Raw genomic sequence first — 12,275 nt, forward strand, 5'->3', positions numbered from 1 at the left:
ATGGCAAAAAAACAAACAGCAGGCCGTGACCGTTTGGGTGAATTCGCCCCCAAATTTGCGGAAATTAATGATGATGTTCTCTTCGGTCAGGTTTGGTCGCGTGAAGAGGTGTTATCTCCTAAAATCCGCTCTATCGTGACCGTCTCAGCTCTTATCACAGGCGGTAATTGGGAACAGCTTAAGTATCACCTGAATACCGCTAAAAGTAATGGTGTCACTAAAGAAGAGATTTCAGAAATAATCACCCACATCGCTTTTTATGTCGGTTGGCCCAAAGCTTGGTCGGCCTTCGGATTAGCCAAGGAAATTTTTGGGGAAGAATAGAAAAGGCCAGTAAGCCTTTTGAGTTTGAAGACAAAGTCTCATTTTTTCATAACTCATCGGCTTAAGTTTTATAGAATACCAGCACATATTTGCATCAAAAAAGAGGAGGATGATATGATGACCATTACCATCAAACCTTACCAACATCGCTACAAAGACGCAATCTTATCTTTATCAATTGAAAGCTGGGCAACGGTCTTTTACCAAATGCGCTCTGCTGTACCGGCTTTTGTCTATGATAATTTTTATCCTCAAGGGTGGGAATCCCGTCAAACAGCAGATTTGTCGCAGGTCTTGGATGAAGCAAGCAGTCAGATCCTGCTGGCCTTTTCAGATGACGAACTAGCAGGCTGGCTTGCTTATCGCATACACCCAGAAGATAGGATGGGGGAAATCTATGTTGTGGCCGTTTCACCAAAACACCAAGGTAGGGGCATTGCTACAAGGCTGCTGGAAACTGCTTGTCAGAAAATCACTCAAGCTGGCATGAAGATGGTTATGGTGGAAACTGGCGGAGATCCGGGACACTTACCCGCCCGCCAAACTTACGAAGCTTTTGGCTTTGAACCTTGGCCGGTTGCAAGGTATTTTAAAAAACTATAAAACGAAAAAAGCGCCATTGAAAAGAGTGAATGGCGCTTTTTTGGGTTTAAAAAATGACAGTCAGCAAATAGCCACTGAGACTCGTACGCTCAGCTCTCAGCAACGGTTGAGGGCTGAGCGTAGGGATCAATTTGCCCCAGCTCAATGCAGAAGGTAAATTCGTGATAGGCGTAAATCCCACTGATTTGCTTATATGCGCCCATCCCTTGCCGTCTATCGCCTCTAATTTTTTTTGCTAATCAGTCATGGTCATGACCCTTACCCTTACCTTTCTTTTAATTGGAAAGTCTTCTGTGCAAGCCATGACGCTAAGAGAACAGATGTGACCAGTAGACCAAAGGCGAGCATATAAGCTGAAATTTCATGACTGAAAATAGCTCGGTAGCCTTTTTGGAGCCATTCAAAGGGGTTGATCCATGAGATTGCCTGAACGAATCGGGGAGCATGATCCAAGGACCAGAAGATACTGCTGGGTAAAAGCAAAGCAAACATGATTAAATTGGAAAAGGTACTTAAATGCGCTTCGTCTTTTGGAAACTGTGACAAGGCAAAGCCAAATAAACTAAACAGAATAGCTTCTGTCAAAAATAGGGGAACGAAAGCTAATATTTCTCCAAAAGTTATGGCTAGTGAAAACAATTTCACCTCAATGGTTAAGAGCAGCAAGGCAATAAGGCTGGCTAGCAATGCCTGACTGAGAACAATGCCGCTTAGATACTTCCAGATAGAAAAGGGGGTGACAGACAGCAATTCAAATACGCCCCGCTTTCTTTGCGAAAAGATGGAGAAGGACTGTGTGATACAGGCCTGACAAAAAATACTAAAGGTTATGATGCCAAAGAGAGTGTCTGCGCCTAGTGCGACCTTGAAATAATGAAGTCCGACAATAAAGGCCAAGGGCAGGCAAATTGACCAGAACAAGAGGACGATATCCTTTAAACTGTTTTTTAGTGAAATGGTGAATACGTTAGACATGGGTGTTCTCCTTGTTAGCTGTTAGTTCGTAGAATAGTTCTTCTAGGTTCGTGACTTGATATTTTTTAATTAGCTCATCGGGCGCCCCGCTTTCTAAAATGGTTCCTTCATGAAGACACATTACGCGATCGGCTGTATTCTTGATTTCAGTCATATCATGAGAAGCAAAAAGGACAGTCTTCCCATCTTGTTTTAAGCGCTGAATCATTTGCTGAACCTCTCTTTGTCCGCTTGGGTCAAGACCGGCTGAGGGTTCATCCAGAATCACCAAGTCTGGCTGGTGAATCGTTGTAATGATAATCGCCAGTCTTTTTTGCTGTCCCAGTGACAATTTAGCAGCCTTGGTTTTCCTTGCTTCATAGAGATTGTGTTCTTTTAATAACTGCTCAATCTCATCTTCAGACAAAGAAACAGCATAAAAGGTTGCAAATAATTTGAGGTTATCGATAATATTCAACGCTTCAAAGAAGGGTGTCGTCTGCAGTTGGGCGCCGACCTTTTTATTAAAATCTGGCATTCCAGAGCTGATCTGCCCCTTGTCCGGCTTAATGATCCCAAGCAAGAGCCGAATGGTGGTTGTTTTCCCAGCTCCGTTTTTTCCTAGTAGGGCAAGGATCTCATTTTCTTTGATGGTAAAATTCATATCTTGGATAATTTTGCGATCTTTAAACTGCTTGTAAACATGGTGAAATTCAACTAGATTCATATTACTCTCCTTTGTATAATCAACTTTGACTATATTAGTAAAAAGAAAGCCGGCCTACGACTCATCCTTTTGCCGGCTCAAGATAGTCAGAGTTTTATCAATTAGCTCGATCTGAGACCTGACTGTCTCAAACATATGTTCAAAAATAATTTGCGTCAGTTCTGGAATATGATTGCCCATTGATTTTTTCTTACTGTCCATTCCCTTACTTAACATGTCATACTCCTTTTCAAGCTGCTCTTTATTTTGTTGCAGATCGTCCATTGCTTCTTGCAGAGGAAGCTGGTCGACAAAAGAGATGCCAGTGTAAAGTTGAGTAGGGTAGTGAATTTTGTTAGCTGTCAAACATTCTTTGGCGAGTTCTATTTGGTGTTTTCTCCCCGATTCCGTTATTTTGTAAATGGCCTTTTGTCTGTTTCCGTTAGCTTCGATACTTTCGATTTCAATGTAGCCATCTCTTTCCAGTTTCCGCAGGGCATTGTAAATGGATCCAGGTAACACCCCCGCCCACCTCTGTGTATCGCTGATCTCTAATAGTGATTTAATATCGTAACCAGACATGGGTTTTACATTTAAGATAGCCAGAACTAAAAGCTTAATCACTCAATAACCTCCTTTGTTTATTCAACGTTGAACATTTATAGCTTAGCAATTTCTTTCTTAGATGTCAAGATATAAAAGTTAAATCTTCAGACCAAAATCAAATAAACTCTTAAAGCAGTAGTGGATAATTTAACTCCACCGGTCTTAGTAACAAGCTTAATCATCTCCCAGAGAATTGAGGCCTATGTGCAAAAGACCAAGAGGGACTCTTCTATATTTTAAGAAGTTAGCCGTGCGTCTTTTCTTGGAAGTCAGATTATTTTTGTGGTAGACTAAGCAAGGAAGAGGCTAGGACAAAAGTCTGGACTTGTTAGCACTGTTCTAGAGTTAACAAATTGTTGCAGTGGTTGATTGGAGATGAACTTATGAAAACACTTGATTTAAAAGACTTTACTTGGACAGGTCAGCCGGCAGATGTTAGCTATACCGCTGATGCCGTGGAGGTGACCACCGTACCGCATACAGATCTCTGGCAAAAGACCTATTATCACTTTATTAATGATAATGCCCCTGTTTTTTTGGTGCCAGTTGACGACCAGTATTTTTCTTTTACGTTTAAGACGACCTTTGCGGACAGCCACCATCGTTTTGACCAATGTGGGGTTGTACTTTACCAAAACAGTGAAAATTGGATCAAGGGCTCTATTGAATATGAGAATGATGATTTTCAGCATTTAGGCAGTGTGGTGACCAACTGCGGCTATTCAGACTGGGCGACGACTGAGATTCCGGCCAGTATCAAAAGCATGTGGTATCGGCTCAGTCGCAGGGAAAGCGATTTTCTGATCGAATGCTCTGAGGATGGCAAGACTTTTCGTCAGATGCGGATCTGTCATTTCTACGAGGGAACGGGCACTGTCCATATCGGGATTTACGCCTGCTCGCCAGAGGACTCTTCTTTCACGGCTGTTTTCTCAGATTTCAGCCTGACGGAATGCCAGTGGGCTGCCCACGATGGTCAGGCACCGAATATGTAGCTATTTCAGGTCGGCAGAAAAGGTGATGGTTCAGGATTTAAAAAGCTATCGTGTACTGCTTTTTCGCTAATCACTTCTATAGCGATTCCCTACAGGAATTCGTCAAATCATTGAGGTTCTGTCGGTTTAATCTAGTAATGAAGCAAAATACGAACATTATTTGATTACAATATTAGTTTTTAGACAAAATAGGTATATTTTTATAATATAATGGTGGAAGGGTAAGCAATTGCCTAGCGATGCTCTGAAAGTTACAACACGGCTGTCAGGGTTATAGGAAGGTCATCATATTAATGCTGCAGGCTGAAGATGACCTTTTGATATACTCAAAAATCCTCTGTCAGTTTAGCGGCTGAAAGAGGATTTTTATGTACAATGATTTGCCTGTTTTTGACTATGAAGACATTCAGCTGATTCCCAATAAGTGTATCATCAAAAGTCGATCTGAAGCTGATACGACAGTGACTCTGGGTAAGCACCGCTTCAAACTCCCTGTAGTACCTGCCAATATGCAAACGATTATTGATGAAGATGTGGCTGAAATGTTGGCAAAAGATGGTTATTTCTATATCATGCATCGTTTTGATGAAGAGGGACGCAAGCCCTTCATCGCACGTATGCACGCTCAAGGACTGATAGCGTCTATCTCAGTTGGCGTCAAGGACTATGAGTATGATTTTGTCAGCAGTTTAAAAGAGGATGCCCCAGATTATATCACGATTGACATTGCCCACGGGCATGCGGATAGTGTCATTAAGATGATTAAGCATATCAAGTCTGAGCTGCCAGAAACCTTTGTCATTGCTGGTAATGTAGGAACACCTGAAGCAGTTCGTGAACTGGAAAATGCAGGTGCAGATGCGACCAAGGTCGGTATCGGCCCTGGCAAGGTCTGCATTACCAAGGTCAAAACGGGCTTTGGTACCGGTGGCTGGCAGCTGGCTGCTCTTCGCTGGTGTGCCAAAGCCGCCCGTAAACCCATTATTGCGGACGGCGGTATCCGCACCCATGGCGATATTGCTAAATCAATCCGCTTTGGTGCCACCATGGTTATGATTGGCTCACTATTTGCCGGCCATATCGAAAGCCCAGGTAAGCTGGTAGAAGTAGATGGAGAAACCTTCAAAGAGTATTATGGCTCTGCTTCGGAGTACCAAAAGGGTGAACACAAGAATGTCGAAGGCAAAAAGATTCTTCTGCCAACGAAAGGTTCTCTTAAAGATACTCTGCTTGAAATGGAGCAGGATCTTCAAAGTGCTATCTCTTATGCCGGTGGACGTGATCTGGAGAGTTTGCTGCATGTTGATTATGTCATTGTTAAGAATTCAATCTGGAATGGCGACGCTATCTAGGATATATAGGAAAAGCTCACTTATTTCTCGAATAAGCGAGCTTTTTCCAATTATCTAAAGATTTCCTTTGAGGAAGCTCAGAAAGCTTTGAACAACTCGTGACTGCTGGCCATTTCGCTTCCAGATAAGATGAAGGTTAATATCTGGCAAATCATCAGTCAATGGGATAAAGGTGAGGGGACTAGTTGGACTATCAGTATTGATGAGATTTGGCCAAGCAATCGCAATCCCCATACCAGACTCGACCATAAGGCTGGCGTTATAAACGAGATTAAATGTAGCAGCTAACTTTGCTTTTTTCCCAACCTTTTCAAGAAATAAATGTCTGGCTTCCTTCTGGTTGGTGATAATAAGAGGATAGGGCTCAAGGTCCTTCAGCTGAAGACTCTTTTGACTTGCCAATAGATGACCTTTTGGCAGGAGAACACCCCAAGCTTCCTGAGATGGCAAGGGCATGCTCTTGAATTGTTCATGGTTGACATCGCGCGTAACGATCCCTAAATCTAGGATACCGGCATTAATTTTTTCGATGATGTCATCGGCGTTGCCGCTGGTCATATCTAACCTAGTATTGGGGAATTCCTCTTGGAAAGCCTTAGCTTGGTCGATGACCGTTTTAATAGATCGCCCTTCAGCAGCACCAATAACGATCGGCCCTGAGATGGGACCCTTATCGACTAGATTGTTGGTAGTTTTATCAACTAGTGATAGGATTTCCAAGGCCCGATTGTAAAGGTAGTGACCATCCTCAGTCAGACTTACTTCACGACTCCCGCGATGGAGGAGCAGGGTACCAAGTTCTTCCTCTAAATCCTTCATTTGACGTGATAAGGTTGGTTGGGTAATATGACGCTTCTGGGCGGCTTTGGAAATCGATTTTTCTTCAGCAATGGTGACGAAGTACTGTAAAACACGTATATCCATAGTTAGTCATAATCCTTTCTAAATTAGTATACCATGAAAATTCAACATATGCTTAATAGGCATTCTATAAATGCAATATAAGTATTTGTAATGGTATGCTTATTGACTTATACTATAGTTACCAACAAAGAACTTAAGGAGAATGATTATGACTGAACAACGTTTTAACCTAACACAGGAATGGGATAAGGTCTTTCCAAAGAGCAATCACGTGAATTACCAAAAGGTGACCTTTCAAAACCATTTTGGCATCACCTTGGCTGCTGATTTATATGTTCCCAAAAATGCTGATGGTAAATTGCCGGGACTGGCAGTAGCTGGACCTTTCGGGGCTGTCAAAGAGCAGTCTTCAGGACTTTATGCTCAAGAAATGGCAGAGCGCGGTTTTGTAACGATGGCTGTTGATCCGTCCTATACTGGCGAATCCAGTGGTTTTCCGCGCTTTATGCAGTCACCGGATATCAATACGGAGGATTTCCAAGCAGCAGTCGACTATTTGAGTACCAATGACCTTGTTGACCCTGAAAAGATTGGAATTATTGGAATCTGTGGTTTTGGCGGTATTGCTCTTAATGCGGCGGCCATCGATCCTCGTATCAAAGTGACTGTGGTCTCTACCATGTATGACATGTCGCGAGTGGCTGGGAATGGTTATTTTGATGAAGGTGACAATGAAGAAGCTCGCTACCAACAACGATTGAGCCTAGTTAAGCAGCGGACAGCTGATTATAAGAGTGGCAGCTATGCCCTTGCCGGTGGGGTTGTGGATCCCTTGCCAGAGGATGCACCGCAGTTTGTCAAAGATTATTATGCCTACTACAAGCAACCCCGTGGTTATCATGCCCGCAGTGTCAACTCAAACGATGGCTGGGCTGTTCAAGCTAATACCAGCTTTGCTAACACACGTTTTCTCTACTATAGCGATGAAATCCGAAATAGCGTCCTCCTTATTCATGGAGATGCTGCCCATTCTTACTATATGGGTAAAGATGCCTTTGCTAAACTTAAAGGTGATAACAAGAAGATGATCACCGTCAAAGGGGCAAGCCATGTTGACCTCTATGACCAAAAGGATAAGATTCCTTTTGATGATATCGAAAATTTTGTCAAAGAAAACCTATGATAAAGCGTCTTTTCAGTTTAGGCCTCATCTGCTGGGCGGCTCTTAGCTTGTGTGCCTGTCAGCAGCCCCAAAAAGCAGCAGTGCTCGATTCAGCGGAGCATCAATCTCGTACGGCAAAAGAAGAAAAAGGGAATAAAATGACAGATCACATTACTCTGAAACTCAATAATCAGACAATTTCTCTGGAATTGGAGGATAACCAAGCTACCCGCACCTTAGTAGATAAATTATCACAGTCTGATATCGAAATTTCTCTATCCGATTACGGCGGTTTTGAAAAAGTGGGAGACTTGCCTTTTTCTCTGCCGACGGAGGATACCCATCAAACAGCTGAAAGCGGTGATGTCATGCTCTATCAGGGGGATAAGCTGGTGATTTTTTACGGTTCTAACAGCTGGTCTTATACGAAACTTGGCCGCATTTCCGGCTACTCAGGCAAAGAGCTGCAGCAGATATTGGGGCAAGGGAAAGTGACCCTCAGTTTGTCTTTAAAAGACTAGGTGGTGTAAGATTTACCAGACTAATAAATAGTAAAATAGGATTGGAAGCAAATTGGCTCCAGTTCTTATTTTTATGGCATTTGCTATATATTCCGTTTAATTTTAGACTGCTGACAAATTGCTCCACTTACCTTAAGTCACTAAAAATTGCATTTCAACTGTGATGTGATATTTCCCATTAAGTTTTAAAGTTTGTTTGGTCTAGCATAGGGTGAGAGTAGTTGCCTTTTTTAGTTGAAATTAGCATCAATAAGATAATTAAAAGCAGTTCTGATGAATTCTGAAAAATTAGTACAGCTGAAAAAGTTTCCTTTTCAATGTTCTGCTGATTGGGTAAATCTTTGACAAAGATCTTCTTGTGTACTATGATTTAAATAGCAATAAGTTTTAGATAAAAGTAATTGTGATAGAAATGTAGTCCTCATAGTTTGCTTTTAAGTGACTAACTTATTTTAGATAGAAGTAAAGGAGATTGGAAATGCCAGGTAAGGATGGGGGATATCTGACACTCAAGATACGATTATTGAATGGGCGGCTGTTTAATCGCTATCTCGCAATGGATCAGCGAGCGCTGTATAAGGCAGAGCAAGGGAAGATTTTATCTGCTCTCTGGGAGCGGCAGCCCCAAACAGCAACGGATTTGGCGAAGGTGACAGGACTGGCTGCCAGCAGCTTATCCTTGATGCTAAAGCGCTTAGAAGAGCAGGGCCTGATTGCAAGCCTTGCCTCTGCAAGTGACAAGCGCAAGCGTTATTATGAAACAACTTCACTGGGACTAAGTCAGCAAGAAGTAGGTCAATCTGTCAGTCAAAAATTGAGTGATGTCTTTTATCGAGGTTTCACAGAAAAGGAAATTGTAGCTGTTGAAGGTTATCTCCAACGTATCCTCAGTAATCTGGAATCTGAGGAAGAAAGGTATAGCAGGCACTAAGGAGGAAGTTATGAAAGCATTTGTTGTGAGTAGGCCTGGAGGACCTGAAGTTTTAGAATTAAAAGAAATCCCAAGGCCAGAACTAAAACAGGGCTGGTCTCTGATTAAAGTCAAAGGATTTGGTGTCAATCGCTCAGAAATCTTTACACGGCAGGGTTATTCCCCCGGTGTCACCTTTCCGAGAATTTTAGGGATCGAGGCAGTCGGACTGATAGAGCAAACGACCGATGATAGGCGCTTACCAGTTGGGCAGACAGTTGTCTCTCTAATGGGAGAAATGGGACGCGACTTTGATGGCAGCTATGCAGAATATGTTCTGGTTCCCAATCATCAGATCTATCCGATTGAGACGCATCTTGATTGGGCAACCTTGGCAACGATCCCAGAGACGTATTATACGGCGTTTTTGGCCTATAAGAATCTTCAGCTAAAAGACGGTGATAAGGTCCTAGTCAGAGGAGCGACGAGTGGGCTAGGTATTGCTTTCATGCAACTCGCCAGGGCCAAATTTCCTCAGCTTAATATTGCGGGAACGACAAGGAATCTAAAAAAATCGTCTAGTCTAATGGACCTTGGCTTCACAAGTGCTATCCAAGAAGCAGATGGACAGCTGCAAACGACTGACCAGTACGATAAGATTTTGGAATTAATTGGGCCAGCTACCATTAAGGATAGTCTAACTCACTTAAAGGCCTACGGAATTGTCTGCAGTGCAGGTCAGCTAGGAGGCAAGTGGTTCTTGGAAGACTTTGATCCAATCATGGAACTCCAGCATCACAAGTATCTCTCGACAGCCTATTCTGGTGTCGTCGAAGAATCGGAAGTCAAGGAGCTATTTGACTTTATTGAGACTTACCAAGTTCCTGCTAAACCAGCCAAGGTTCATATATTTGAGGAATTACCAGATGTTCACCGTCAAATGGATGAACGCGACAATCTTGGAAAACATGTTGTTTTATTAGAGGAGGCCCAAAATGACACAAACCTCTCTATTTGATCAAGATATGGAGGCGACTGCCCCCTTAGCCAGTCGCGTGCGCCCAAAGACCTTGGATGATTTTATCAGCCAGACACACTTGGTAGGAGAAGGTAAATTTTTACGCCAGATGATCGATAGCGATCAAATTGCGTCAATGATCTTCTGGGGGCCGCCTGGTGTTGGTAAGACAACCTTGGCAGAAATCATTGCTAAGAGTACCAAATCACGCTTTATCACCTTTAGTGCAGTCATGAATGGCATTAAAGAAATTCGACAGATTATGGCTGAAGCGCAGGAACTGCGTCAGCTCGGTGAGCGCACCATCGTTTTTATTGATGAGATTCATCGTTTTAATAAGGCTCAACAGGATGCTTTTCTGCCCTATGTTGAAAGAGGAAGTATTATCCTGATTGGAGCAACAACGGAAAATCCTTCTTTTGAGGTTAATGCAGCGCTTTTGTCTCGCTGTCGGGTTTTTGTTCTCAATCAGCTAGGGCAAGAAGATCTCTTAGGGCTTCTTGAGAAAGTGTTGGCCTCTCCCTTGGCTTTTCCTAATATCAGTGTGTCTGTTTCTCAGGAAGCGCTCAGGCGGATGGCTATTTATGCCAATGGAGATGCCAGATCAGCGCTCAATACCTTGGAGATGGTTGTTCTCAATAGTGACTTAGAAGGGAACAAAGTGACAGTCTCTGACGAGATTTTAGATACCCTGCTGGGCAATAAGACCGCTTATTATGACAAGGATGGCGAAGAGCACTACAATATTATTTCTGCCCTCCATAAATCCATGCGTAACAGTGATGCCGACTCGGCCATTTACTGGCTGGGCCGGATGATCGAAGGAGGGGAAGATCCAATTTATATTGCCAGACGCTTAATACGATTTGCCAGTGAAGATATTGGTTTAGCGGATAATGGAGCTCTTAATCTTGCTATCAATACCTTTCAGGCTTGTCGTTATATTGGCCTTCCAGAATGTGACGTGCATCTCACCCAATGTGTCATTTATCTGTCTCTCGCGCCAAAGTCCAATGCAGTCTATAAGGCAAGACAAGCGGTTCAAAAGGATATTAAACAGACAATTGACCAACCAGTTCCGCTTCATCTGCGAAACGGAACAACCAAGCTCATGAAGGAGCTCGGCTATGGGAAGGGCTACCAGTTAGCGCATTTTTACGATGAAAAATTAACAACCATGCCGACTCGGCCTGAAAGCATCAATGATCACATTTATTATAAGCCGACAGATGAGGGGCACGAGAGTAGGATTAAGCGGCGTCTGAACTCTATTAAAGACTGGAAAGCCAGCCATTCGACAAATTTTGGGGAATAGAAAGAAGCGGTTCTCGTTCAGGTTGCTTTTCCTTTGTAGAACTTATTATAGTGGTGATAGTAGGAAACGGCTAAAATACCACTTGATAACGGCTAAAAGGTACCTCACCGACTAAGAACTTAAAAGTCATTTCCTCCCCAATCTCATCTGTGTTGCCTACCTTAAAAGTTTGGTTTGCTTAATAAAAGACAAGTGCAGCGCTTCTAGTGAGGTCACTTGTTTTTTTAATGGTCGGGTGCTATAATGATGAGCAAATCGGACTCTTCTGACGATTTTCTATTTTCTTTGAGTCGCTTAAAGGCTTAGCGACACGACGTTTGGTTAGTCGATTTTACTAACCAAACGAAGTTAGTGGGAGAGGTAGAGAGTGGGACAAAAATCAGTAAATCATGGCAAAATCACGATTTTGATTTTGTTGTCCCACCTCCGCACAGTTGATTAGGATGGCCGCTATCACTTGCCTAGCAAGGGATAAGGACCTCCAATCAACCACTGCGTCAAACTGCTATATCTTAAATAATGAAAGGAGGAAGGACTTTTGTTCCAGACTCGTTTGTTATCAAGTGCGAAGCGCTTAGATAACAAGCCTCTGCCGTATCTTGATAATTGAACACAAAGCTAATCTCTTCGGAAAAAAGATCGACTTCCTTGTGTTCAAGGACACGGCGTCTGTCGCCTATTTTTCGGTCAGAGATTTTCGCTAAGCGAATCGCTTCTTTGTATCTTGTTAATTGAACACGGGCTGTGGACTTGGCTAAAAAGATAGCTTCTCCTAGAGTCTTTTGGACTCTGCGTCGAATCTTCTATTTTAGCTGTGTCCACGGACGCCCTTAGTATCTTGTTAATTGAACACGCCTACACTCCTGCGAAAAAAGACTCACCTTCCTTGAATCTTTAGTGATTCATCGTCAGGTTTCCTATTTTTCTTTGGAGTGCTTAACGGCT

General features: G+C 42.9%; 14 protein-coding genes. 9 read left to right on the forward strand and 5 right to left on the reverse strand.

All coding sequences use genetic code 11. The features are described 5' to 3' along the window. Together ACVR1G_RS00405 and ACVR1G_RS00410 are read left to right on the forward strand one after the other, a co-directional pair. Nucleotides 1–324, forward strand: coding sequence for a carboxymuconolactone decarboxylase family protein (locus ACVR1G_RS00405; protein WP_447451250.1), 324 nt, complete (start codon nucleotides 1–3; stop codon nucleotides 322–324). Nucleotides 325–438: 114 nt separating this feature from the next. Continuing rightward, on the forward strand, nucleotides 439–927 hold the full coding sequence (locus ACVR1G_RS00410; protein WP_447451251.1) for a GNAT family N-acetyltransferase: 489 nt from the start codon (nucleotides 439–441) through the stop codon (nucleotides 925–927). An 89-nt stretch (nucleotides 928–1,016) separates the two neighbouring features. Here ACVR1G_RS00410 and ACVR1G_RS00415 read toward each other — a convergent pair whose 3' ends face one another. From ACVR1G_RS00415 to ACVR1G_RS00430, 4 genes are all read right to left on the reverse strand, one after another. Further along, nucleotides 1,017–1,130 carry a hypothetical protein gene (locus tag ACVR1G_RS00415; protein WP_447451252.1) on the reverse strand — a complete coding sequence of 38 codons (114 nt, stop codon included), beginning with the start codon at nucleotides 1,128–1,130 and terminating at the stop codon, nucleotides 1,017–1,019. A 61-nt stretch (nucleotides 1,131–1,191) separates the two neighbouring features. After that, complete coding sequence (locus ACVR1G_RS00420; RefSeq protein WP_447451253.1) at nucleotides 1,192–1,902, reverse strand: ABC transporter permease; 711 nt, start codon at nucleotides 1,900–1,902, stop codon at nucleotides 1,192–1,194. Next, nucleotides 1,895–2,608, reverse strand: a complete 714-nt coding sequence (locus ACVR1G_RS00425) for an ABC transporter ATP-binding protein (RefSeq protein WP_447451254.1) — start codon at nucleotides 2,606–2,608, stop codon at nucleotides 1,895–1,897. The genes ACVR1G_RS00420 and ACVR1G_RS00425 overlap by 8 nt, the downstream gene beginning before the upstream one ends. A gap of 54 nt (nucleotides 2,609–2,662) precedes the next feature. Beyond that, nucleotides 2,663–3,211, reverse strand: coding sequence for a PadR family transcriptional regulator (locus tag ACVR1G_RS00430; protein ID WP_447451255.1), 549 nt, complete (start codon nucleotides 3,209–3,211; stop codon nucleotides 2,663–2,665). A 365-nt stretch (nucleotides 3,212–3,576) separates the two neighbouring features. On the opposite strand from ACVR1G_RS00430, the gene ACVR1G_RS00435 reads away from it, so the two are divergent. Then, complete coding sequence (locus tag ACVR1G_RS00435; RefSeq protein ID WP_447451256.1) at nucleotides 3,577–4,188, forward strand: DUF1349 domain-containing protein; 612 nt, start codon at nucleotides 3,577–3,579, stop codon at nucleotides 4,186–4,188. A 368-nt stretch (nucleotides 4,189–4,556) separates the two neighbouring features. Next, nucleotides 4,557–5,540 carry a GMP reductase gene (gene guaC / locus ACVR1G_RS00440; protein WP_447451257.1) on the forward strand — a complete coding sequence of 328 codons (984 nt, stop codon included), beginning with the start codon at nucleotides 4,557–4,559 and terminating at the stop codon, nucleotides 5,538–5,540. Nucleotides 5,541–5,594: 54 nt separating this feature from the next. Here guaC and ACVR1G_RS00445 read toward each other — a convergent pair whose 3' ends face one another. Beyond that, nucleotides 5,595–6,464, reverse strand: a complete 870-nt coding sequence (locus tag ACVR1G_RS00445) for a LysR family transcriptional regulator (protein ID WP_447451258.1) — start codon at nucleotides 6,462–6,464, stop codon at nucleotides 5,595–5,597. Between the two features lie 148 nt (nucleotides 6,465–6,612). Between ACVR1G_RS00445 and ACVR1G_RS00450 the strand changes: the two genes are divergently transcribed. The 5 genes from ACVR1G_RS00450 (at nucleotide 6,613) to ACVR1G_RS00470 (ending at nucleotide 11,330) form a co-directional block, all read left to right on the forward strand. Continuing rightward, the gene (locus tag ACVR1G_RS00450; RefSeq protein WP_447451259.1) at nucleotides 6,613–7,587 is read left to right on the forward strand and encodes an alpha/beta hydrolase; all 975 of its coding nucleotides are present in this window, start codon (nucleotides 6,613–6,615) and stop codon (nucleotides 7,585–7,587) included. After that, the gene (locus ACVR1G_RS00455) at nucleotides 7,584–8,087 is read left to right on the forward strand and encodes a cyclophilin-like fold protein (protein ID WP_447451260.1); all 504 of its coding nucleotides are present in this window, start codon (nucleotides 7,584–7,586) and stop codon (nucleotides 8,085–8,087) included. The genes ACVR1G_RS00450 and ACVR1G_RS00455 overlap by 4 nt, the downstream gene beginning before the upstream one ends. A gap of 478 nt (nucleotides 8,088–8,565) precedes the next feature. Continuing rightward, complete coding sequence (locus ACVR1G_RS00460; protein ID WP_447451261.1) at nucleotides 8,566–9,018, forward strand: MarR family winged helix-turn-helix transcriptional regulator; 453 nt, start codon at nucleotides 8,566–8,568, stop codon at nucleotides 9,016–9,018. Between the two features lie 10 nt (nucleotides 9,019–9,028). Beyond that, nucleotides 9,029–10,015, forward strand: a complete 987-nt coding sequence (locus ACVR1G_RS00465; protein ID WP_447451262.1) for an alcohol dehydrogenase catalytic domain-containing protein — start codon at nucleotides 9,029–9,031, stop codon at nucleotides 10,013–10,015. Then, nucleotides 9,993–11,330, forward strand: a complete 1,338-nt coding sequence (locus ACVR1G_RS00470) for a replication-associated recombination protein A (RefSeq protein ID WP_447451263.1) — start codon at nucleotides 9,993–9,995, stop codon at nucleotides 11,328–11,330. The genes ACVR1G_RS00465 and ACVR1G_RS00470 overlap by 23 nt, the downstream gene beginning before the upstream one ends. Nucleotides 11,331–12,275 lie beyond the last annotated feature (945 nt).

This window comes from Streptococcus dentasini (assembly GCF_053206945.1).

Excerpts from the sequence above, each read along its gene's own strand:
- ACVR1G_RS00405 (WP_447451250.1), top strand. The coding sequence starts at position 1 with ATGGCAAAAAAACAAACAGCAGGCCGTGACCGTTTGGGTGAATTCGCC.
- ACVR1G_RS00410 (WP_447451251.1), top strand. The coding sequence starts at position 439 with ATGATGACCATTACCATCAAACCTTACCAACATCGCTACAAAGACGCA.
- ACVR1G_RS00415 (WP_447451252.1), bottom strand. The coding sequence starts at position 1,130 with ATGGGCGCATATAAGCAAATCAGTGGGATTTACGCCTATCACGAATTT.
- ACVR1G_RS00420 (WP_447451253.1), bottom strand. The coding sequence starts at position 1,902 with ATGTCTAACGTATTCACCATTTCACTAAAAAACAGTTTAAAGGATATC.
- ACVR1G_RS00425 (WP_447451254.1), bottom strand. The coding sequence starts at position 2,608 with ATGAATCTAGTTGAATTTCACCATGTTTACAAGCAGTTTAAAGATCGC.
- ACVR1G_RS00435 (WP_447451256.1), top strand. The coding sequence starts at position 3,577 with ATGAAAACACTTGATTTAAAAGACTTTACTTGGACAGGTCAGCCGGCA.
- guaC (WP_447451257.1), top strand. The coding sequence starts at position 4,557 with ATGTACAATGATTTGCCTGTTTTTGACTATGAAGACATTCAGCTGATT.
- ACVR1G_RS00445 (WP_447451258.1), bottom strand. The coding sequence starts at position 6,464 with ATGGATATACGTGTTTTACAGTACTTCGTCACCATTGCTGAAGAAAAA.
- ACVR1G_RS00450 (WP_447451259.1), top strand. The coding sequence starts at position 6,613 with ATGACTGAACAACGTTTTAACCTAACACAGGAATGGGATAAGGTCTTT.
- ACVR1G_RS00455 (WP_447451260.1), top strand. The coding sequence starts at position 7,584 with ATGATAAAGCGTCTTTTCAGTTTAGGCCTCATCTGCTGGGCGGCTCTT.
- ACVR1G_RS00460 (WP_447451261.1), top strand. The coding sequence starts at position 8,566 with ATGCCAGGTAAGGATGGGGGATATCTGACACTCAAGATACGATTATTG.
- ACVR1G_RS00465 (WP_447451262.1), top strand. The coding sequence starts at position 9,029 with ATGAAAGCATTTGTTGTGAGTAGGCCTGGAGGACCTGAAGTTTTAGAA.
- ACVR1G_RS00470 (WP_447451263.1), top strand. The coding sequence starts at position 9,993 with ATGACACAAACCTCTCTATTTGATCAAGATATGGAGGCGACTGCCCCC.